The organism is Enterococcus sp. NBRC 3427, assembly GCF_007996925.1.
GTDB classification, from domain to species: Bacteria; Bacillota; Bacilli; order Lactobacillales; family Enterococcaceae; genus Enterococcus_B; species Enterococcus_B lactis.
Genome location: NZ_BJLL01000031.1, coordinates 1 through 23,098, shown reverse-complemented (window position 1 = coordinate 23,098; position 23,098 = coordinate 1). Strand labels below are relative to the sequence as shown.

The window sequence follows — 23,098 nt, the reverse complement described above, 5'->3', positions numbered from 1 at the left end:
TGTATCTGAAAAAACATTTAATTAGAAATTTATAACTCGCGTCTTCCTTCGACAGCTTTCAATAACGTGACTTCATCTGCATACTCGATATCAGAACCTACAGACAACCCATGTGCTAAACGTGTTACTTTGATACCGGCTGGTTTAATTAGACGTGAGAGATACATTGCTGTTGCTTCTCCTTCTGTTGTCGCATTTGTTGCGATGATCACTTCTTTTACATCTGCATCATGCAGCCGCTGCAGCAGCGAAGAAATATTGATATCTTCTGGACCTGTCCCTTCCATCGGTGATAACACACCATGGAGTACATGATAAAGTCCGTGATATTCCCGCATTTTTTCCATCGCCATTACATCTTTCGGCTCTTCGACCACTAGGATAATGCTGCGATCACGTGAAGGGTTTCTACATATTTCGCAAGGATCTTCTTCTGTGATGTTTCCGCAGATACTGCAAAAGTGTAAATCTCGTTTTACACTTAACAAAGATTTAGCAAATTCATTCACTACTTCATCTTTCATATCGATTGTATAAAACGCGAGTCTTGTCGCTGTTTTCTGACCGATTCCTGGAAGTTTCATATAGCTGTCGATCAGTTTCGCAATTGGTTCTGGATATTGCATATTCATTACTCCTTCAGTTTAAAACTAAAATCCTGGTAAACCTTTTGCGTATTTCCCTAATTTTTTCTCAGTTTCCACATCAATTTGTGCGATTGCGTCATTGACTGCCATTACGACAAGATCTTGAAGCATCTCAATATCATCAGGATCAACGACTTCTTCATTGATTTGGATATCCTTCATACGGCGATCACCTGTAAATACGGCTTTGACCAATTCATTAGTGGCTTTACCTGTAAATTCTGTTTTATTTAGCAGCTCTTGTGCTTCCGCCATTTCTTTTTGCATTTTTTGTACTTGTTTCATCATGCCTTGCATATTGCCCATTCCACGCATCATAATTATCTACTCCTTTTTTCTTAGTCATCTACTACTGTAACAGCCTCGGAACCAAAAAGTTCCTCTGCTTTTACTACAAGTGTTTCTTCTGGTACTTCCTGTTCTTGAGGGAGTAATTCGATTTCTCCTTCTGATTCTTCAGAAGCAAAAGAATTTTCTGTTCCCTCTTCTTGTGCTTGCGTCAAATAATTTTTTCGAAGTTCCGGCCAACTTTCTCTTGTGATATAAACCGGATCAGGCGCATAGTCTTTGATCATTCGGCTTAAATTATTGTGTACCGAAAGCTGCAGTTCTTCGTCGTTTGCTGCTCTTTGACAAACAATCTCATAATCAAAGGCAATCACTAATCCTGTAGGGCCAGCTGCAACTGGTTCACTTGCTTTAAGCATTGCCCGTTGAGTGACAGAGAGGCTCATCAGCAAATCTTCCCATACTTCTTTTACTTGGTTCAGATGCTGTCTTGTCGCTTCCCGCAGAACTTTATATACTCGTTCCGTCGGTACACGATACGTATTTGTTTGTTTTTTATGATTCGTTTGCTGTACTGGCTGTACTTTTGTAGTTGCAGTTCCTGTGTTACTGCGAAGTTCTTTGATTTCGTTTCTCAGTTCCTTGATCTCTTGTTGCAGCTGTTTTACTATCTGATCATCTGCTGATGCCATTTTTGCTGAAGGAACAGAAGCAGACGGTAGCTGTGCGAGTTTGACTGTAGCGACTTCCAAATAAATAGCGGCACTATTAGTAAATCGGATTTCATTTTGTGTATCGCTCAAAATCTTTATCATTGAAAATAGCTGATCCGCTGAAACAGTTTGTGCCAATTCCGTAAATGTACTTCTGATCGTACTTGATTGTTCCTCGACTAGATTGGGTGCTTGCTGATACATCAGCAGATTACGGCAGTATTGTAACATATCCTCTAGAAAACGACGTGATTCTTTGCCGGCTGCGAGAATTTGATTCAATGCTTCCAATGCTTCTGGTACTTCTTTTTTCACGCAAGCACTCAAGTAGCTGTCCATCATTTCGTCTGTCAAGCTGCCTGTTACTTGCATGGCATCATCTAAAGTAATCGTTCCTTCACTAAATGAGATTGCCTGATCAAGAATACTCAATGCATCCCTCATCCCACCTTCTGCGGAACGGGCAATCACATTCAATGCAGCTGGTTCATAGCTGATAGTCGATTCTTTTAAGATAAATTCAAGATGTTCGACAATATCTGCCGTATTGATCCGTTTAAAATCAAATCGTTGGGTTCGTGAAATGATCGTCGCTGGTATTTTGTGAGGTTCGGTCGTTGCTAAGATGAAGATGACACTTTCTTTTGGCTCTTCCAATGTTTTCAACAAGGCATTGAAAGCTCCTGTTGAAAGCATATGTACCTCATCAATAATGTACACTTTGTACGCTGCCTTTGTAGGCGCATAGTTTGCCCGATCACGGATAAATCGGATTTCTTCGACTCCGTTATTGCTGGCAGCATCGATTTCGATCACATCTTCTTGCGTACCAGCAGTGATTGATCGACACATCTCGCATTCGTTGCATGGTTCACCGTCTTTACTGTTCGGACAGTTGATTGCTTTTGCGAAAATCTTTGCTGCACTTGTCTTTCCGGTTCCTCTGGGTCCTGTAAACAAATAGGCATGTGAGGTTTTGTGGGAAACAATAGCATTTTTTAGTGTCTGTGTCACAGCTTTTTGTCCAACGATGTCTTCGAAACGCTGCGAACGCCAGACTCGATAAAGTGCTTGATATGCCATAAGGATCCCCCTTTTTTAAAAAATTCACTATCTCTTATTATACGTGATATTGGGCAAAAAAACTACTATCCTTCTCGGCTTTTTCAGGTATTTAATCAATACGCAAGTTTCCATTTCAATTCCGTCTCTAGTCCGAGAAGTTTCACTTCTTCCTATGGTATAATAAATAAACAATAATTGTTTGGCATTAGCTGAATCAGAGGAGGAATTTTTTATGGGTCTTATCAAAGCAGCAACAAGTATGGTCGGCGGCGGTCTGGCAGATCAATGGCTAGAAGTCATCGAACCAGACAATATGAGTGATACAACGGTTATGACGAAAGGTGTCAAAGTTCGCAAGGATGACAAACGTGGCTCAAATCGTAAAGGAACAGAAGATGTTTTGACAGACGGAACAGTCGTCCATGTCTATCCAAACATGATGATGCTTTTGGTCGATGGTGGAAAAATCATCGATTATACCGCTGAGGAAGGTTATTACACCATTAAAAATGACGCAGCTCCTTCCATGTTCAACGGAACACTGAAAGAAGCAATTGCTGAAACATTTGACCGATTTAAATTTGGTGGCGTTACACCGCAGAAACAACAAGTTTTTTATATCAACCTCCAAGAAATAAAAGGAATCAAATTCGGTACGAGTGCGCCATTGAACTACTTTGATAATTTCTATAACGCAGAATTATTCTTACGGGCACATGGTACTTATTCTATTCATGTCGTTGACCCGATTTTATTTTATACAAACGCAATTCCTAAAAACAAAACACAAGTAGAAATCAATGATATCAACGAGCAATACTTAGCTGAATTCCTAACAGCATTGCAATCAGCAATCAATCAGATGTCTGCGGATGGACAACGGATTTCTTATGTACCATCTAAGAGTCTGGAGTTAAGCAAATACATGGATACTGCACTGGATGATTCTTGGCGCGAGTTGCGAGGGATGGAGATCGTCTCTGTCGCTGTGGCCAGCATTTCTTACACAGATGATTCTGTGAAACTAATCAATATGCGTAACGAAGGGGCGATGCTAGGTGATCCTAGCGTGCGTGAAGGATACGTACAAGGTTCCATTGCCCGTGGAATGGAAGCAGCCGGAAAAAATGAAGCAGGAGCAATGACTGGCTTTATGGGCGTAGGTATGGGAATGAATGCAAATGGCTCTTACCTTTCCCAAGCGGCTCAAAACAACCAAGAACAAATCAAGCAACAAGCTGAAAAACAAAATCAACAAGCCGCACAAGGGAATGCAGATACTTGGACGTGTCCAGTCTGTGGGACAGAAAATTCCGGAAAATTCTGTTCCAACTGTGGCGCTGCCAAACCAGTAGAAAACGCTCAGCCTAAGCTACAGATGCGTTGCAGCGAATGTAACGAAATTGTGGATCTTTCCAACGGTATCCCTAAATTCTGTCCAAACTGCGGCAAACCGTTTAAAGGAATCCCCGTTGATTAATTTATTGAGAAAGGTGTGCAGCTGATGGATGTTCTTACACATAAATGTCCTAATTGCGGCGGTCCGTTGACTTTTGATCCTAAAGACCAAAAATTTCATTGCGAATACTGCCTGAATATCTATACCGAAGAAGAAGTCAGCCAATATGAGCAGAAGCAAAAAGAAGCGCGTATGGCTGGCGAAGAGAACAAAGAAGAACCTTCGCCTACAGAAGATTTTACTTTTACAGCTCAAGAACAGCTTACCGACATGAGTGAAGCCGAGCGCAAAGCGTTTGACGAGGCAGGCGGTTTTTCAGATACAGCGGACGAAGCTGCAGGTAATACTGTATCGATGGATCTTTTCCTTTGTCCCAACTGTGGTGCAGAGATTGTGACCGATGCGACCACTGCTGCGACTTATTGTTACTACTGCCATAATCCCGTCGTACTATCGGGACGTTTAAGCGGAGAATTCTTGCCAAACAAAGTACTTCCTTTTGCTGTCGAGAAAGAAGAAGCAATCAATAGATTTCTCGCTTGGACCAAGAAAAAATGGTTTGTTCCAAAAGCTTTTTTCAATAAAGACCAAATCGATAAGCTGACGGGTGTATATTTCCCTTATTGGGCTACAGATGCTGAAGTAGATGGGGCAATGCAGGCAAACGGCACAGTTATCCGCATTTGGCGAATAGGTGACATCGAATACACAGAAACGAAGCAATTTGCTGTTTCAAGAGCAGGCAAGCTTTCTTTTAAAGAACTAGTAAAAAATGCCTTATCAAAAAATACGCAACAAAAGATGGTCGAAGGCGTGCAACCTTTCCCGTTAGATAAAGCAATTGATTTTAAAAGCCAGTATTTAGCCGGGTTCCAAGCAGAAAAAAGAGATATCGAATACGAGGCAATCAAATCGCAAATTCAATCTGAATTAAAAGACTATTCAGAGAAGCTGTTAAAAGATACTGCCAATGGGTATACAACATTGACAGGTGTCCGAACCTCTGCTTCAATCACAAATGAAGTAAATAATTACGTATTGTTGCCGGTATGGCTCGTTACTTATCGAAGCAATGACTCAAGTAAAAAAGTCTACTACTATGCAATGAATGGACAAACAGGAAAAGTCAGCGGTGTCCTGCCGATTAGCCAGAAAAAATTAGGACTGACTGCTCTTGGGATTTTCGCTGGACTAGCGATCCTCTTTCTGATCGGAGGTTACTTGATATGATGAAAAAATTCTTTTTGTTCTTTCTTTTGCTAGTAAGTGTTAGTTGGCCGGTGGCTACTCATGCGGATACAGCGACGGTAAATGACGAGGCTGGGTTGTTCACTACAGAACAAATTCAATCTTTGGAACAACAGGCAGAAAAACTGAATGAAAAAATCAAGGGACGAGTCTTGATCGTCACAACTACTTCTAATTCAGAAGAACCAAGAGACTTTGCCGATAATTACTTAAGAAAGGCAGTCGGAAATGATCAAAATGGCTCAGTTTTGCTATTGGATATGGGACAGCGTGAAATCTACATTTCGACTTCTGGTAATATGATCGATTATTTGACTGACAGTAGAATCGATTCGATCTTAGATGATGTTTATGATCAGATGACGAATGCTGCCTACTACGATGCTGCAAAAGCGTACTTGTCTAAATCAGCCACATATGTGGAAGACGGAGTTCCAGGAGGTCATTATCGTGTAGATGAAGAAACAGGCAAAATCACACGCTATAAAGTTTTGACGACAGTGGAAATCATCATTGCTGTTGTTTTGGCTCTTATCCTTAGTCTTGTCTTTTATTTTGTGACTGTTTCGCGTTATCAATTGAAATCAGGCATCTACAAATATCCGTTCCGAGAAAAATCCAGTATCAAATTAACTGAAAAAACCGATCGTCTGACAAATTCTTTTGTCACGACAAGAAGAATCCCCAAAAGCCCACCTCCTGGAAGCGGCGGTGGCGGAAGTACTACCCACTCTAGCGGTGGCGGGACTTTTGGCGGTGGCGGAAGAAGTTTCTAAAAATAGCTAAATGAATGTTCGCAAAAAGGGCTGTGACAAAAATCGTGTCACAGCCCTTTTGTTGCGAAAAAACGGTGTTCAAAAGCTTGCATCCGCGGTAATAAGTCCAGCCAAGTTAAAAACATTAGGAGCTGTTTTTACTTGGCTCTTCTTATTACTTGATGCAGAACAGCTTTTTTACAACCTCTTGGTAAACGGTGTTCAATCAGCTGACCTTCGGTATTAGCTCAAAACGCTGATTTCACAACCTCTTATTCACGGTGTTCCAGAAGTAGCTTCTTCGAAAATAAGCCGAAATTTGACAAAAATGTGAGGAACTATTTTCGGAAATTCCTTCTTATTTCTTGAAGCTGACCACTTCTGTCACAACCTCTTTGTTCATCAAAAGATAATATTGTCTTCTAACAAGTCCATATTTAAAATAACGATATGATGATCTTTCACTGTGATAATACCATCTTTTTTCAACTGCTTTAAAATTCTGTTCACACTGCTAGCAGTTGAAATACCACAAAATTTGGCGATTTCTTCATTTGTGATCGAAAAATCGATCAGCATCCCCTCTTCTGTTCGCACACCGAATAAATCATATAATTCGTAAAGTTGCGTACAAACAGCTCCCAGTTTTCCATTTAACAGCATTTGTTGCATTTTTTTCATCGAATAAAGCAAGCGATAGCGGTAATACTCTTTTACATAGTGTTGTAGCTTTGGATCTTGGTTGATATTTTGCCAAAATCGCACACGATTGATTCGATAAAACTCTGCATATTCTGATTCAACTCGAATATTATACGGCGAATCGATGAATTGTGAATATTCGTCTTTTAAAAGAGAGACGATTTCAAGATCTTTGATATAGCGAAGGTTAAATTCTCTCCCATCATTTGAAATAACACTTGCTTTTACCGTTCCCTCTTTCAAGATATACGTATGGGAATCTTCCATCCCTTCGAATGTCAAATATTTATGATATCCTTTGCGTATTATCGGAAAATCATTTTTATCCAAATATTCCTTTAAGACTCTACTATCCAATGATGCTCCCCCATCCAAACTTTCATCTAAAAAGATCATACAGTACTTTAAAACTTTTTAAAGTCCAAAGGTATTTTACTAATGATATTAACATTTGTTAAGTACCTTTTTCTATCACTTATGCGATTTTTTTCCTTTTTTTTATTCGTTATACTGCAGAAGTAAAATTTTTTAAGAATAGAGGGAAAAAACATGAATTACTGGATGAACACAATCATTAATCGATTAGAAACAGCATATCAAACAAGATTTGACATGAAAGCTTCTTTAGTCTTTTTAAATGATGCGTATCAAAACTCGATCGAATTGATCAAAGCAGTGGATGAGAATCCAACAAACGAATGCGAAGAATTTTTAAACCTGTTTATGTCTACACGGGATTTATTTATTCGCCAACTTGTTGATCGCTATCCATCCAATTATCACGATGTAGAAGTTCAAATACAAAAATTAAAAGCATATTCAGCTTAAGGGGAATGTATAATATACATGGAAAAGAAATTATTTAATAAATATTTTATTGGAATCACATTGATCAATTTTATCGTCTACCTGATTTATTATCTGTTGATGGTCATCATGGCAGTCATTGCGCAAGACACATTACACGCTAGCTTGAGCCAAGCAGGTTTTGCTTCTGGGATCTATATCATCGGAACATTGCTGGCACGCTTATTCATGGGGAAACAGTTAGAACTATTTGGTCGGAAGTTTACCTTAAGAGGCGGCGCGATTTTCTATCTTCTTTCAACATTAGCTTATCTTTATACACCAACTATCGGGGCATTGTATTTAGTTCGATTCTTAAATGGATTTGGTTACGGTACAGTTTCTACAGCTACAAATGCTATCGTTACTGCATATATCCCTGCATCTAAAAAAGGGGAAGGCATCAATTATTACGGATTAAGTACTAGTTTAGCTGCTGCTGTTGGACCATTTTTAGGAATGATTTTGTTGAACATGACTGACTTTCGTTTCATTATTTGGTTTTCAATTGTACTGGTCTTCTTTGTTACGATTGCCTGCCTTGTCTTTCCTGTAAAAAATATTCCATTATCTGAAGAACAAAAAACATCTCTTCGTTCATGGAATATCAATAGTTTTATTGAAAAGAAAGCACTTTTCATTACAGGTATCGCCTTTTTGATGGGTCTTTCTTATTCAAGTGTTTTATCATTTTTATCTTCTTATACAAAAGTAATCCACTTAGTTGCTGCTGGGTCATTTTTCTTCGTCGTATATGCTTTGGTCATCACATTTACACGTCCATTGACTGGAAGGATTTTCGATGTCAAAGGAGAACAATACGTGATGTATCCTAGCTATTTATTCTTAACAGCAGGATTATTTTTACTGAGTGTAACGACAAATAGTGTGACATTGCTTATTTCTGGAGCATTAGTCGGCTTAGGTTATGGTACGTTCATGTCAAATGGACAAGCTGTCTGTTTGAAGATCGTAAAAGAACACCGGATCAGTATTGCTTTGTCTACCTACTTTATTGGTTTAGACCTAGGCTTAGGCGTTGGTCCTTATTTGATGGGGATGCTAAAATCTCTTACTTCATTTAGAGGATTGTATGTGATTGCCGGAGTCATTCCATTGATATGTACAGCGCTCTATCTTGCTAAGGGCCGAAAACATAGTCATGAAGCAGAGGGCGAATTGATTGAATCATTGAAAAATGAAATTTGATCTTGATGAATAGATAAAAAAACCGTTCAGATCTGAAAATGATCTGAGCGGTTTTTTGATAAAAACAACTGATGCTTTATTCCATTTTTCGTTCATCTGGTACGATTCCTTGACTTAATAACCACTTGTGGAAGAACCATTCTGCCACACCGATCAATAGAGCAGGAATCAAGACTTTCATCCAAATATCGACTGTATCATTCATAAAGTATAGATAGAGCCACAAGATGACTGCAGCTGAACCAGCATCTGCGATCGTCGCTGCGATGTTCCCTACTTTACGTAAGATCAATAGATCCCCTAGCACATAGATCATCACTACGATAATTACCCCAACAATCGTTGAATCCATAAAGCTAACACCGTATAAACCGGTCAGCACGACCCACAGAATTGCCCAGATCATGATTGCCTTCACTACCAACGCCTTCACATGTTTCATTTTCTGCACTCCTTTCTCCTGGATAAAAAAGTAAGGTTATCTAACAAGATAACCTTTTCATTATTATACCATCGGCTAAGAGAAGCGAGCAAAGATAAGGTCCTATCTAAGAAAATGAAAAAATGGGAAAACACCTTAGAATATTCACGCAATAATTCATCCATACAGACATTCGATATGGTGTTCCTTTACTTTCTCATACTGTTCTTTTGCCAGTTCGTTACTTGTCACCAGATAATCGATTTCATGAAAAGCAATGGCTTGATGCATGAATTTATGCGCAATTTTTTGCTGTGTAACTAAAACGGCAAGCCGATCTGCTTGTTTTCTAAAAGCTTTTTTGACCATTGCCTCTCCTTCATGAGTTTCTGTTACTCCTTGGCTGAAATCTAGCCCGCGACAACTGATTACCGCTAAATCCGCATAATATGACAATGCATCATTATAGGCTTTTGAACCGTTGATTGTTGCTCGTTTCGGAACAATTGCCCCACCTAGTACAGATACTTTTGCCGTTGTGTATTCACTCAACATAGCAGCTGTGACTATGCCATTCGTAATAATCTGCAAACCATCAAATCTTGCTAAGTTTCTGACTAAATGTAAAGAGGTTGTACTGGAATCCAAGAACAAGACCATATCATCTCGAATCAAAGAAGAAGCTGTATCTGCAATCTTACGTTTTTCTGTTTCTTCTTCTAATTTGGTAATCTTCATCAGGTAAGGCACGTCAATTTTTCGATTGTCAACAAGCATGGCGCCACCGCGAACTCTACGGATCAATCCACTTTTTTCCAGAAAAACAAGGTCACGTTTAATCGTGGCTTCGCTATAATTTACTAACTCGATCAAATCGATGACTCTTGCAAATTGATTGTTTTTTAGATAATTCACAATCTCCTGCTGTCTATTCTCCACTTCATTCAACATAAAATCACCCCATTTACTTTATATAATAACAGGAAAAAAGAGGTTGTGACAGAAGTGGTTGGATTCAAGAAGTAAGAAGAAACTTTTCGAAAAAACTACTTCTGAACATCATGTATCCAAAAGAGGGTATGACAAGACTATTGTCACACCCTTTTGATTACACATTTTTATTTTTAGTATAAACTAGCCTTGCCTACTGTGTTCAAAATTTCCATTTTATGTTTGACTACTTCTTGTACCTTTTTATTAGCTGCTGGATAAATTGCATTCGGCTCGTACATCGATGGATGTTCACTCAATATTTCTCTCAAAGCATTGAAAAAGACACTTTTAAGATCTGAGCTCAAATTCACTTTGGCAACTCCATATTTTACAGCTTCGCTGACTTCTGCGTCCGGATTACCTGAACCGCCATGCAAAACAAATGGAAGATCGATTTGTTGGTTCAATTCTTTTAGTAAGTCGATATTTAATTTTGGAGTTCTGTTTTTCGGATACAAGCCATGCGCTGTTCCAATTGCTACAGCAAGTGTATCGATTCCTGTTTCTTTCACAAAAATCTTCGCTTGATCAGGATCTGTATAAATGATTGTTTCAGCACCCCCTTCAGCAGAACCATTATTCCCAATCGTTCCAAGCTCAGCTTCCACTGAGACATTTACCGCATGAGCTAACGCAACCACTTTTTTCGTAATCTGTACATTGTCGTCGAATGATTTCAAAGACGCATCGATCATCACGGAAGAATAGCCGTTTCGAATCGCCCGTAAGACATCTTCTATCGTACCGCCATGATCCAAGTGGATAACAATCGGCAGTTTACTTGTATAAGCATAGGCTCTTACTGCCGCAACAAATTCATCACTCAAATAGGCGATTTCATCAGGATGAATTTCTAAGATTACTGGTGCTTCTAATCTCTCTGCTTCTTCGATGATTGCTTTCATCATATCATAGCTGCAAATATTGAAGGCTGGTACTGCAAATTGATTCTCTTTAGCCACTTTCAATAACTCTTTCATTGTATATAACATTACGCTTCCACCTCATTTGTTAGATTTTCATTTTTCGTCCACTTGTCTTGTTTTTTTTCTTTCACTGTTTTTTTCAATAGTCCAAGCATAAAGGCTGTAGTGACTGTACCTGCTGCAATTGCCAAGACATACATAGGTAAATTGTTCATGACATTTGGAATTAGCATCACCCAAATTCCTCCATGAGGTGCCATTGAAGTTACTCCTGCTGCCATGGAAATCCCTGCAGCAACTGCTGAACCTGTCATCAAACTAGGTATCACGCGGATCGGGTCAGATACCGCAAACGGTATAGCACCTTCTGTAATATACGAAGCGCCTAAAATCCAGCATGATTGACCTGAAGTCCGCTCTTCTTTAGTAAATTTATGTTTGAATAATAAAGTGGCTAAAGCAATACCTAGGGGAGGCGTCATTCCTGCAGCCATACAGGCAGCAATCGGTGCATTTACCCCAGCTGACATCAAACCGATTGAGAAAGTCGAAATCGATTTATTGATCGGCCCACCCATATCAGCTGCCATCATGATACCGATAAGTAATCCGAACAATAGCCCGGATGTATTTCCCAAGCTATTCAGCCAATTTGTCAAAGCATCCAACACCCATGTGATTGGTTGTTCAATCACAAATACCATTAACAGCCCAATTATTAAGATCGATAAAAGGGGAACGACAATCAGCTGATAAATAGCAGAAAATTCTTTTTTTACGCTGATTTTATTTGCCAGAAAATCACAGATATACCCTGCTATCACGCCGCCAATCATTCCGCCAAGAAAACCTGAACCACCTGTAGATGCCAGTAATCCGGCAACAATTCCTGGGGCAAAACCAGCTTTTCCAGCAATCGATGTAGCAATCCCCGCGCCTAACGCAGGAACCATCATGGCAAACGCTGTATCTCCTCCAATCCTTGAAAATGCAGCTGCTAACACATTATAGTCTGCTGAGTTGGGATCAGCCGCTGTAATCCCAAAGGCAAAACTCAGTGCGATGATGATTCCGCCTGCGATCACAAATGGAAGCATGTAATTCACACCATTCATGAAATGATTATAGATTGTCGGCTTTTTCTCATTTGCAACTTGTTCTTTTTCATTAGACACAACGAATACGCCAATATTCCTCAATGCTTCGTCTATCACTACTTGCGGTTCTTTGATTGCTCGGCTTGTAGAGACACGCTTTACTTTTTTCCCGGCAAATCGGTCCAATTCGATTTCTTTATCTACTGCAAGAATGATTGCATCTGCCTCATTGATTTCTTGTTCAGATAACTGATTTTCTGTTTTTACACCTTGTGTTTCGAATTTTGCTTGATGGTTTAGATTTCTTGCTGTTACTTCTAATTTTTCTGCCGACATATAAGTATGAGCAATTCCAGTTGGACAAGCAGTTACACCAACGATTTTCATGATTGTTTTCCTCCTTTTTCTTTACTATCGCTACTCGGACAAAGACTCTACTATTTTCATTCTTGACTAATCTGTCTGATGATATCTGCTGGCGTAGTGGCTTCTTTTATTCCCTTTCTAAAATCTGCATTCATCAATCGTCTGGAGAGTGTGCTGAGAATCTCTAGATGCATATCTGCTGATTTTTCAGGAACTACGATGGCAAAAATATATTCAATTGGCATTCCGTCTATCCCGCTATAGTCCGTTAATTTGGCTGTATGAAAAAAACACAGCGCTGGTTTTGTCACATACTTGCTTTTTGCATGGGGAATCCCAAATCCATCTTCTATCCCTGTGGAGATCTCCTCCTCTCGTTTGAATAGTGCCTTAACGACTTTTTGAACATTTCTTACCTTATTTGTTTTTTCCAACACATCCCCTATTCGCTCAAATAATGATCCTTTTGAATCTATCGATGGATCGAAAACAATCAGTTCTTCTGCGATCAATTGATCAAACCTCATAAAAAACCTCTCCCCCACAAAAAATGTTAACGTTTTCTTGGAACTGAGGTCAGTATAGCATCGCTAGCTGTACCGTTCAATATTATGATTGAACAGAGGAAAAAGACCCATCATCCTAGTGTTTCAGTCATCAAAATGAACGATTCAGCTCATAAACAATCGCAATTCTATAACAAAACAAAAAGCCTTCCTTGAAAGGAAAGCTTAGCTTCTAATTTTAGGTAAATGGATTTTTTTTCCCTTGATTTTCAAGAAAATCCAAGTTTAGATACTTTTGGCCATACGCTTTGGATAACCTATCAATAGTTTGACTATCCGTAGATAAGCTAAAAATAAATTTGTTCTCGCACTCATTTGTCAATGTACGAAAATTGAAATTACTTAATTTTAATTCGCTAGGACTGACAAAGCATCCAGAGACAAACGAAACCGCTAACAAAAACACTCGCTTAGAATAATTCTCTAAGTAACGTAAATCCACCATTTTAATTATTTTCCCTAATTTTTTCCAAGATCAACTCAATATCTTTTCTTAATTGTGTTATTTGACGTCGCGTATCATCATTATTTTTTTGAAGTATTTTCAGAGCGTAAAGACAAAATACTAAAAATAAGCCTAGAAGTATCATGCTATATATAGGGATAAACAACTATGCATCCTCCTCAAAAATAGTTTTATTATTTTCTAAAAATTCAGAAATAGCTTTTTCAGTGTAAACACCATCTAATCTATCAACTAAAACACCTTTAGAAATGATTAATAATGAGGGTACTACAGTTAAATCAAGCTTTTTAGCTACTTCCTCTAAGCTCTTTTCATCTTCGTTTCGAGCTATATCAGTTCTATAGTAGCTGGCTTTTATTTCTACACTTTTTAATATTTTCCGAAGGGTAGGTTCGATTTCTTGGCATTGAATACAAGTCGGTCTACCTACATATAATAAGAAAGTATCAGAACCTTCAAGCTTTGATTTTAACACTTCTGTCTTTATCTCAGGTAGAATATTATTCATACTAAATCTACCCGTTTGAAAAAAAATCAACGAGAATGCTACTACAAAGAGACATAGAAACGATATAATTATTCTGCTAATTTTAATCGACTTTTTCACATCTTATCAATCCAATCAAAGTTTAAAACAAGCCACTACAGAACTCATCGTCCCAGTGCCTAAAGCTACGAAACCTCCAATACAAGCAGCACAAATAACTGGTATAGCTGGGCACGAACCGCTTTAAATCAGCATTTTGAAACAAGTTAAAAACCTAGTAATTGTTAGTAAAATTTGTTCGAGAAGGTCAAAAGTATGGTCAAAAAATAAACTCGCCAACGTATCAATATTTTGATAACATAGTACTCACTTCTTAAAAAAGGAAAGTAGTATTTGAGGATCAATGTAATGTTATGTCAACTAAAAAATAAATAATTCGACTAACAGTTATTACCGTGAATTTTTCTGAGTGATCCATTCAAAGCAAAGTTCGAAATTACAGTTACTATTGAAAAGAAATTATAATCCAAAACCTTCAAGTTCTGCTTTTTCAATTGCCTGAAGAGCAATCTTACTTTGCTTGTCTGATAAAAATTTATTTGCTACCAATAAAGCAACTATATTCCGTTCTTTTGGCAAAAACTCTTTACGATGTTCATCAATAAAAAGTAATAGGTCTGAATAATAGTTAGGATTCTCTTCAATTCTTTTATATATTGATGCGGTACCAAGATAATCATTTTCAAATTTTTCGTTATTTCTAGCTATTTTTTTTATTTGTGCAACATCAGCTTTCGAAGTAATGATGCTCGATAAATCATAGTCTTTATCTATCTTTACCATTGATTTAACATCATCCCATGCGCCTATTCTTTTGGCGTATTCAGTTACATTTCCATCTACTCTTGTCAAAACATCACGAACCTCATATGAAATATCACCCATAAATTCTAAAACTGGTTGTTGCACTGATTGTTGTTGCCATATTTTTGAATAGTTGAATTTCATATTCATCTTTTCCTCAATGAACCAGTAAAGATATGACAGTGTATAAGCGTTAATATTTGCCTTATATCCATTGGAACCTGCACCATTTTTAGTTACTTTGTCCAATTCTTTAAACATGATAATGTTCGAAACCATTTCTTTATAAAACTCTTGATTTACAAGATTAGGATCCTTATCCCATATTTGAATTATCCATGCTGAAAAGACTTTGAAAGCAGCTTGGCCTCCTTTAGAAGCAACATCAGGTCGTTTCTGATATATGTTAAAGTATTTGGCAAAATCAGATTTTTTAAACATTTGATTCTTCGGATTTCTTTTCAAGAAATTATTTCTTTGTCCCTTGGGCATTTTATATGTTTCTTGTGCATATTGTCCTGCTGCTCTTTCATAATACCAATAGGTTCCATGAGAAAAGCCATCTGCCGCAGGCGTAGAAATTTTTCTAGAAAGTTCTTCAATTTTTTTGTGGAATGGATGATTACTTGCTAAATCAACATCTGACACTTTATTCTGTGAATTAGCATAGCGGGAAATAGCTGGAACCAATTCATCTTCAATCTGCACATTTTTTATAACATTCAATTTCATCGGAACTGAGACTTCTTGAAGCTTTTCAGCGCCACCTTTCTCATTAACAAGTACATTCGCAAGACTAGCTGTTGTCTGACCTCCGTTTACAATTTGCAAACCAACAATTTCCGAGATGATGTTATTCTTAAAAACTATACTTTTAGCCGTACAAGTTAATCCATTATTATAAGCAAAGAATTTCTCCGGCTCCTTTAATATAGTCAGTCTAATTCCCTTGTTGACGTTACCGCGTGTCTGCAAAAAAGAACGAACATTACTCTCTATTAATCTACTACCATATTCGTTATATAGTTTTGCTAAAGTGTACCCATTTATATTGCACAGATATGACTCATAATCATCAGACTCATTAGCCTTTATTGCAGGTATTAATTGAAAGCTATTCAAGTCGATTTCTAAATCGACTTTGCCTTTTCTACTTTCTGACAAACTCAAGATACGTTCTATCCCAACTAGTTGAGTTGAAATTTTCACATCTTGAATTTGTTCGTCTTCTATCCTTTTCAAAGTACGCGTCAAGGGTTTATCAGTGAAAATAAAGACCTTAATTGATGTCAATTCGTAAAACTGATTTTTATCACTTTCTTTTCTTACATAAATTGCCCTAGCAAGATTTACAGCTTCATTTGACTCTTCACCATACCTTGCAATTTCTTCGGAATGTGAAAAAAAGTTTCTAGCTCTCTTATAAAGTCTCTCAGCATCAGCAATTAATAAAGTTGGAATTTCGTCAGTGAAATTAATGTCATCCACAAGTATTAAATATAAAATTCCATCTAATTCATTGTATGCAAAGCCGGAAATACATGCTTTCTGATTGCGAGATAGCGGCATTTCAAAATGAAGAAAATTTGGTTCGCCTATAATTTCATCATTTTCTACTAAATAATCAGCATAGGTTTCAAAAAAAGCCTCTTCGAAAGTAGAACCAGTCAATTGCCGGTCTTCATTCACTTGTTGTATAAAAGATTGATGAAAATCTTTTAATTCCATATTTCTTCCTCACTTGATTTCAATTCTGCTATATTATTAAGAGATAATTCATAGCTATATTGTATTATGGCGCTCGGTACATCTTTATGATCAATAAAGGGAAACTTCCTATTAATTCTATAATAATCAAGAGAAACAAACTCATAAGAATATTTATCATACATTTTTGCATTAGCAATTGGGAAAAGATCCAGTTCTAAAAGTTTTCTATTAAATTCCCCATGAATTTTTGGATTTTTAATTTTAGCAGAAATCGATGATATCAATTTATATAGATTAAAAGAATCTGAGGCTATCTCACTAGATTTAGAGAACTCGATGACAGCTAGATACATATTTCTTGAAAGTTGATTTTCATTTGAAATTCTAATAGAGTTGACTTGCTGAAGTTTTGTCTTTATTTCAAAAATTTTCTTAGAAGTAATGAAGTCTTGATTTGCCTTTTCAGGTCCGGTCCAGGAACTTATAGCTTCATCGCTACCTACTTTATCAATTAGAACATTATCAAGAAACCATAATTCTCCACAAAAACCCTGAATCCATTTTTCATCGTATGTTCCTTTTGGTCTTTTAAATAATTCGGTCCAATATTTAAATCTATTTGCAATGATTGATAAGACTTCCATTTCAGTGGTTGCAACTTCAATACTTGTGATGATGTCTTTAGAAAATATCTCAAATATTTCCTTTGTAGTTGAATCATCATCGACCAATGATATGAATAAACGCTGAGTGTCATTAATTGAAACGATACGACTGGAAATTTTGTTTGTGTTTAATTCAAAATCTGGCGCACATGTGAAATCAATCGCAACCGATTCCATACCACGGTTATCGATTCCCATATAAACGCGCGTTGCTTTAATCTGAGGAACAAGGAAAAAGCTATCAGTTTTCATTCAATATCCTCCTCAAACTCATCATCAGCCTCTATCTCCCGTTGAGTGAGTAATTGCTGTTGCAACACAGTATTCATCTTAGTTTTATAATTTATCGGATCTAGCTTTGAGTTAGGAACCCCCAGTGATAATGCCCAAAAAATATCATTCTTATGATTCTCCCAAAAATCGTGAGATATTTTATCTACACTCTTTGGTTCTGGCAGCCTCACAGGAAAGATCACTATTAATGGATTTCGTTCATTAGAATAAAAGTTAGAAAAGTAGTCCTTTTCATTCTTAAAATCCTTCGCCTTTTCTTTTTGTTGCTGTGTGAGCCCATATTGTCCATCTCTAACACTACCAATGCGTGAATTTCCAAAGGCAATTAAATCAAATTCTTTTACATAACGGAACCCACGAGTCCTGCTTTTTTCCATAATTGAATCCCAGTTGGCACTCGCACCTGACTTTGCACCAATTTTTATATCAAATTTATCAAAATTTTTCAGTGCTTCTTGAGCTACTGAAAGATTCAGTTTATTGTAAGATCCATAAGAATATTCTAGAAGAAGTTTTTCAACTACTTCTTTTGGCGCATCCTTAATTAAAAGCTCACTATCAAATAAAGATCTATTCTTTTCAAACCATTGTTTCATGAAACTATTATTTCTATTCACTACATTAAGTGATAATTTTGTGGTCTCTTTATAATCACCGGAAATACGAATTGTGACATCGTAATTCTTTGCATTTCGCATTTTATTCCTAGCAGTGATTAATATCGTTGCTTCGTCCTTATTCTCGGCCTCCCGAATATAATAGCCAAAATCTTCTGGTGTTTTCCTTTCGTTTATCATCTCTTTTATCTGTTTTTTTAAATCATTCATTGCTTGCAATATTTGATAGTACCAATCTACGGATCTTTCAGGCATATAAAGGTAGATGATGTCGTCGTATCTTGGTCGATATCCAAACCAACGTCCCATCTGCATCAACGTGTCATACATTAACGTATTTCTATATAGATAACTTGTTGATAATCCTTCGAGAGTCAATCCGCGAGAAAGCGCAAATCCACCAACAGCAATTACTCTGGCACCATTGGGATAATCCTCATACTGAAATCCCTTATTCGCATTATTAATCACGTGAGCTTCGATAGTATCTGTTGATTTGTATAGAATTGGATACACATCATTCCAGGTCTCTGGTATGTTATGAAATTTCTCTTCAAAAACCGCTTTCATATCAAGATGCATTGCTTTATTCTTATCTAAAATATAATGCCTGATTTGACGTTTTAAGTCGCCCACGTAAGCATCAACTAAATTTTTTATTTGTTCTTGAATCCTATTCAAGTAACTGACGTTGATTAGCATAGAACGGTGCTTTTTACGATCTCCTCGCAAATCCCTAATTGCATTTTGCAAAAAGAAAATACGGATGGCTTCCTCCATACTTGGGGGCAAGGCTGGAACAACGAATGTCGTCTTCTCTTCTTTTGGAATTACAATTGGAATATAGTCCTCAGCATCATCATTTGAAACTAAAACATCATGGTAAATACCGCCCTCATCTTCTTCGGGAAAAATCGTACTTGCTCCCATGTAGTTAGATGGAGTTTCTAACACTTGAATAAAGGAGCTTGGAAAAAGATCGTCCTTAATTTTATGATCTATCATTATATTAGCAAAAGGGGTCGCAGTGAAACCAACATAGCTAGCACGTCGAAAGAGATTTAATATTGCTCTAATACCTCGATTAATAGTCGTTGGGTCTCCCATTTTCTTAGTATTAACAGTAGCGTTGTCCGCCTCATCGTCAATGAAAAGAATACTTCGGTCAATTTTCCCTAAACGACTAATGTCTTGTTGGTTATTATTCTGTAACCACTCAGCCAAGTCTTCAATTGATTTCTTATTCTTCTTGATCACTGCTACAATAGGAGCTACGCCAAACCCGAAAGGATTTGCTGTTTTTAAGTTAAAATCCCTATCCGCATTAGTTAATGCTAAAGTTTGTTCGGTATTTCCAAAGTCCTTAACAGTTTTGGTCTTCGATTCTCGATTACGAGTTGCAGTGAAGTATCCCAAAAAGCCCTCTTCTATACGAACCTGAGTTTGTCTTCTCAATTTTTCTATCGTCCCAGTAGTAATAACAATCATATTATACCCAGCATCAGCAGCTTTGTTCATCAAGGCAATAAAATTTCCTGTTTTACCAGATTGAACATCGCCAATCACCAGACCTTTTTTTACAAACTCACCCTCAAAAGTAGGATCACCAAGATTGTTCATAATAGTATCCATTGAGTTTCCGATCGTTGTCACCACATTGGATGAATACCCTAAAACATTTTGAAGGTACAGCTCATAAGCATCGAATCTTTTGCTCCCTCGATCAGCACGCGACTCTGTAAACCATTTAGGACTTGGTTCAGATAATGTCATTGCTGGTTCAAGACTGACAGGTACAATAGCTAAAATTCTGTTAATTAACTCTTTAAAAGTATCATCATCCATTCCAAAAATTGTTGTTTTGAATAAATTTAGATGAGTTTCAATGTCTTCTGGAGTTTGTTTTTTTTCACTCTCAATGGCGGTTTTAGCAGTATTAAAGTGCTTCTCTATTAGTTCATAATCAACCATTTAACTCACGCTCTATTCTAACCAATAAGGCTGTTTTTTTTGAATAAACTTCTGAATATTTTAGGCTATTCAACAACACCTTTTTACTCTTTTCGGTTGTTTGATTTTTAAGTAGCAACATTATCTCTTCGTAAACTTCATCATCTGTATCTTCATTTTTTTTAATTTCTTTGTTTGAAGCCAAGTCATACTGAATACTATCCAATGGTAAATGCTCTTCAATTTGCTTTAATAATGTTGTAAATATGGCGATATCAACATCTGATAAATTATCTTGAAGTTGCTTTATCAGAGGATTATCCATATTTAAGTAATAAGCAACTTTATTATCTTTCTCAACCCGATCAAACACATATTGCAAATCATCTTTGTTTCTTTTTGTACCCCGATACCTATAAACTCTCTCTGATTCACCAATACTCTTCATGATTATATTCCTAAGTTGCGTTCTGAGGCTAGTCGGGATATTTAGTTGTGATTTTTTTACATCAATTTCCCAAAGATCATCAATCGTATTTGGGATATCTATCTGAATTTTAGCTAAGTTTGCCAATTCGTTTGTACGAACAAGCCTAAACCACTTTCCCCATGCAATTAACCGTCGATTCCTATAAATATATAAACCCGGACCAAGTTTATTATGCTCATATTTTTTCAATATGTGCCTTTCTTTCTGTGTTAAACGTTTTTGATAAGGGACTATATATGGTTTGACATCAACTCTCGCGTTGCGAGTAGTCTCGAAAATCACATCTGACGATTTCGGTTGCGTGGCTTTATTATTAACAAAAAAGGGATCAACAAAATCAATGGATCTCTGATTAAAGAAAATACGTAATTGATCTTCTTGCAGAAAGCGATGAAACACTAAGGACAAGTGATTTTCAGTTTTTTCCAATACCTCTTCAAAATTCGAGCAAAAATTAGCCGATTGTTCCAGTTTATCAAATTTTTCCCAGATAACAATTGTCCCGGAATTTAGTAGTGCTAGTTCACTAAAATTGATAGTACTTTTTATTTCCTCATCATCCAAAACTTGTACTATCCAGGCATTTTTCTCTTTAATAACATCTAAATCCCATATTGCTCCTGCAAATTCAGATTCTTTTATTGATACAACCGTCAATTTTCTACACTGACTAAACGATGCCATTTTCAAGCCAAGTCCAAATCTACCAAGATCTTCTTGATCACGTATATCAAATATGGATTTTGATCCATATTTCATCGCCTTTAGTAACTCACTTTCTGACATTCCTTTTCCATCATCGAGTATCGACACATACTTTTTTTGACTATCAAAATTGATATCAATTCTCGTAGCAGCTGCAGAAACTGAATTGTCAATTATATCTGCGACGGCGGTCTCAAATGTGTATCCGACAGAGCGTTGACTCTCTATCAGGTTGGAAGCATCTGGAACTAATTCATAAAAGCTACTCATCGAAGTAAATCCCTTTCAATCTGTCAATTTCTTCAAATATCTTTGTTAAAACATCAACGGCAATCGAATTACCAGACATCCTATATAAATGGCTATTTGTAAAATATTTGTTATCTTTATTAGATTTTAAGAGTTTCTCAAATTTATATTCCGGAAATCCCATCAATAGAAATGTTTCACGAGGTGTTAAGTATCTCATGCGATCATCCTGTAGTATTACGCCGGCATTTGGATTTCGATCTTGTTTAGTAGATATTGTATTAGTAAAATCAGCTTGAACTATGCCATTTTTTGCAAGTAGTCTGTTCCGATCAAAAATTTTCACTCTACTTGGAGTATAATTAGGTGTTGCAGCAATTGCTTCTTCCATATAATCAAATCTCAAAAAGTCGGCTAATTTTGATTGAATACTGTAATCTAAATTTGAAATTTCTTCCGGCTCTATCTCACTGTTTCTAATTGACAACATAAATGTCCTTGAACGTGATTGAGGAATACCAAAATTCAAGGCATTTAAACCCTTGTAAACTTTATTGGTATATCCCATAACTCTCAATTCCTCTTGCCATTGAACAAAGTTTGGATTATGTTTAGGCGAAGTAATTGCATTAACATTTTCCATTAACAAAAATTTAGGCAATGGAGTATTAGCATTTTTACGTTCTTTTAGTATGCGTTCTATTTCCCAAAGTAAACCTGATCTTGTTTTAGCACCTTTTTTTATTCCATCATTGTTCTTATTGTACCAAACTGAACCTACAGAAAGATCTTGACAAGGAAAGCTATAGGTTAATAAATCTGTATCATCAGGAATCATATCTCCAGATACCTGAGTTATATCACAAAGATTTCTATTTCTATTGATTGCTGCATATAGCTTTTGCAATTTCTCCTCTTTAATTCTACGAAGACCATGATCTGAGAACGGCTTTTTCCCATCCGGACTAAGAGTTACATTAGACAACTGCTCCAATATCTCGTTTTTACTTAAATTTGAAGGGGTATTATCGTCGTGGTGCATAATGTCGTACGCATAAATTGCATTAATATCCCACTCAATTGTATTTATAATTTCATGTTCAATACCTATTTTTTCTAAAGCTTGCTTTTGCGCACCAATACCAGAAAAAGCTTCTACTACTTTTAACATAATTTGTTCATTCCTTCTTTTACTATCAATAATCAATTAAAAAAGCATTTTCTTGTTGCACTTATATATTTATATAAATTTAAACTAAATTATTTTACCTACTTATCACAAATAGATAAGTGATAATTA

Annotated in this window: 20 protein-coding genes; 5 read left to right on the top strand and 15 right to left on the bottom strand. The window is 36.8% G+C overall.

The window, feature by feature from the left end; genetic code table 11:
* Positions 1-29: 29 nt before the first annotated feature.
* The 3 genes from recR to dnaX are packed head-to-tail and all read right to left on the bottom strand — an operon-like array spanning position 30 to position 2,731.
* Entirely contained in the window at positions 30-626 is a 597-nt protein-coding gene (gene recR, locus ESP02_RS08150) for a recombination mediator RecR (protein WP_002292338.1), read from the bottom strand.
* A 24-nt stretch (positions 627-650) separates the two neighbouring features.
* A complete protein-coding gene (locus tag ESP02_RS08145) occupies positions 651-965 on the bottom strand; it encodes a YbaB/EbfC family nucleoid-associated protein (protein WP_002292337.1) in 315 nt (104 codons plus the stop codon).
* Positions 966-985: 20 nt separating this feature from the next.
* Complete coding sequence (dnaX, locus tag ESP02_RS08140) at positions 986-2,731, bottom strand: DNA polymerase III subunit gamma/tau (RefSeq protein WP_002372763.1); 1,746 nt, start codon at positions 2,729-2,731, stop codon at positions 986-988.
* 214 nt (positions 2,732-2,945) lie between these two features.
* On the opposite strand from dnaX, the gene ESP02_RS08135 reads away from it, so the two are divergent.
* The 3 genes from ESP02_RS08135 to ESP02_RS08125 are packed head-to-tail and all read left to right on the top strand — an operon-like array spanning position 2,946 to position 6,196.
* A complete protein-coding gene (locus ESP02_RS08135) occupies positions 2,946-4,193 on the top strand; it encodes an SPFH domain-containing protein (protein WP_002315432.1) in 1,248 nt (415 codons plus the stop codon).
* A gap of 24 nt (positions 4,194-4,217) precedes the next feature.
* The gene (locus ESP02_RS08130; protein WP_002372765.1) at positions 4,218-5,402 is read left to right on the top strand and encodes a hypothetical protein; all 1,185 of its coding nucleotides are present in this window, start codon (positions 4,218-4,220) and stop codon (positions 5,400-5,402) included.
* A complete protein-coding gene (locus ESP02_RS08125; RefSeq protein WP_002372767.1) occupies positions 5,399-6,196 on the top strand; it encodes a TPM domain-containing protein in 798 nt (265 codons plus the stop codon). Before ESP02_RS08130 ends, ESP02_RS08125 begins: the two co-directional genes overlap by 4 nt.
* 381 nt (positions 6,197-6,577) lie before the next feature.
* Here the strand turns inward: ESP02_RS08125 and ESP02_RS08120 are convergent, their stop codons facing one another.
* Positions 6,578-7,234 carry a Crp/Fnr family transcriptional regulator gene (locus ESP02_RS08120; RefSeq protein WP_002289231.1) on the bottom strand — a complete coding sequence of 219 codons (657 nt, stop codon included), beginning with the start codon at positions 7,232-7,234 and terminating at the stop codon, positions 6,578-6,580.
* A gap of 192 nt (positions 7,235-7,426) precedes the next feature.
* Here ESP02_RS08120 and ESP02_RS08115 point away from each other — a divergent pair, with 192 nt between their 5' ends.
* Together ESP02_RS08115 and ESP02_RS08110 are read left to right on the top strand one after the other, a co-directional pair.
* Positions 7,427-7,705, top strand: coding sequence for a hypothetical protein (locus ESP02_RS08115; RefSeq protein WP_002289230.1), 279 nt, complete (start codon positions 7,427-7,429; stop codon positions 7,703-7,705).
* Between the two features lie 18 nt (positions 7,706-7,723).
* Complete coding sequence (locus ESP02_RS08110; RefSeq protein ID WP_002372771.1) at positions 7,724-8,932, top strand: MFS transporter; 1,209 nt, start codon at positions 7,724-7,726, stop codon at positions 8,930-8,932.
* 76 nt (positions 8,933-9,008) lie between these two features.
* On the opposite strand, the gene ESP02_RS08105 is transcribed toward ESP02_RS08110, so the two are convergent.
* The 11 genes from ESP02_RS08105 to ESP02_RS08050 all read right to left on the bottom strand — a co-directional run bounded on the left by ESP02_RS08105 (position 9,009) and on the right by ESP02_RS08050 (position 22,969).
* Entirely contained in the window at positions 9,009-9,374 is a 366-nt protein-coding gene (locus ESP02_RS08105; RefSeq protein WP_002289228.1) for a DUF2512 family protein, read from the bottom strand.
* A 156-nt stretch (positions 9,375-9,530) separates the two neighbouring features.
* On the bottom strand, positions 9,531-10,304 hold the full coding sequence (locus ESP02_RS08100) for a DeoR/GlpR family DNA-binding transcription regulator (protein ID WP_002372773.1): 774 nt from the start codon (positions 10,302-10,304) through the stop codon (positions 9,531-9,533).
* A 173-nt stretch (positions 10,305-10,477) separates the two neighbouring features.
* Positions 10,478-11,338, bottom strand: coding sequence for a ketose-bisphosphate aldolase (locus tag ESP02_RS08095; RefSeq protein WP_002328999.1), 861 nt, complete (start codon positions 11,336-11,338; stop codon positions 10,478-10,480).
* A complete protein-coding gene (locus tag ESP02_RS08090; protein WP_002372776.1) occupies positions 11,338-12,756 on the bottom strand; it encodes a PTS fructose transporter subunit IIC in 1,419 nt (472 codons plus the stop codon). The genes ESP02_RS08095 and ESP02_RS08090 overlap by 1 nt, the downstream gene beginning before the upstream one ends.
* A 56-nt stretch (positions 12,757-12,812) precedes the next feature.
* Positions 12,813-13,262, bottom strand: a complete 450-nt coding sequence (locus ESP02_RS08085) for a PTS sugar transporter subunit IIA (protein WP_002372778.1) — start codon at positions 13,260-13,262, stop codon at positions 12,813-12,815.
* 650 nt (positions 13,263-13,912) lie between these two features.
* Entirely contained in the window at positions 13,913-14,275 is a 363-nt protein-coding gene (locus ESP02_RS08075; protein ID WP_002372784.1) for a thioredoxin family protein, read from the bottom strand.
* 498 nt (positions 14,276-14,773) lie between these two features.
* Positions 14,774-16,846: an AIPR family protein gene (locus ESP02_RS08070; protein WP_002372786.1), complete on the bottom strand. Its 2,073-nt coding sequence runs from the start codon at positions 16,844-16,846 to the stop codon at positions 14,774-14,776.
* Positions 16,837-17,745, bottom strand: coding sequence for a PD-(D/E)XK motif protein (locus tag ESP02_RS08065; RefSeq protein WP_002372788.1), 909 nt, complete (start codon positions 17,743-17,745; stop codon positions 16,837-16,839). Before ESP02_RS08065 ends, ESP02_RS08070 begins: the two co-directional genes overlap by 10 nt.
* Positions 17,742-20,375, bottom strand: coding sequence for a Z1 domain-containing protein (locus tag ESP02_RS08060; protein ID WP_002372789.1), 2,634 nt, complete (start codon positions 20,373-20,375; stop codon positions 17,742-17,744). The genes ESP02_RS08065 and ESP02_RS08060 overlap by 4 nt, the downstream gene beginning before the upstream one ends.
* On the bottom strand, positions 20,368-21,819 hold the full coding sequence (locus ESP02_RS08055; RefSeq protein WP_038399056.1) for an ATP-binding protein: 1,452 nt from the start codon (positions 21,817-21,819) through the stop codon (positions 20,368-20,370). Before ESP02_RS08055 ends, ESP02_RS08060 begins: the two co-directional genes overlap by 8 nt.
* Positions 21,812-22,969 (bottom strand): DNA cytosine methyltransferase, encoded by a 1,158-nt coding sequence (locus ESP02_RS08050; protein WP_002372793.1) that lies wholly within the window; start codon positions 22,967-22,969, stop codon positions 21,812-21,814. The genes ESP02_RS08055 and ESP02_RS08050 overlap by 8 nt, the downstream gene beginning before the upstream one ends.
* Positions 22,970-23,098: the final 129 nt, after the last annotated feature.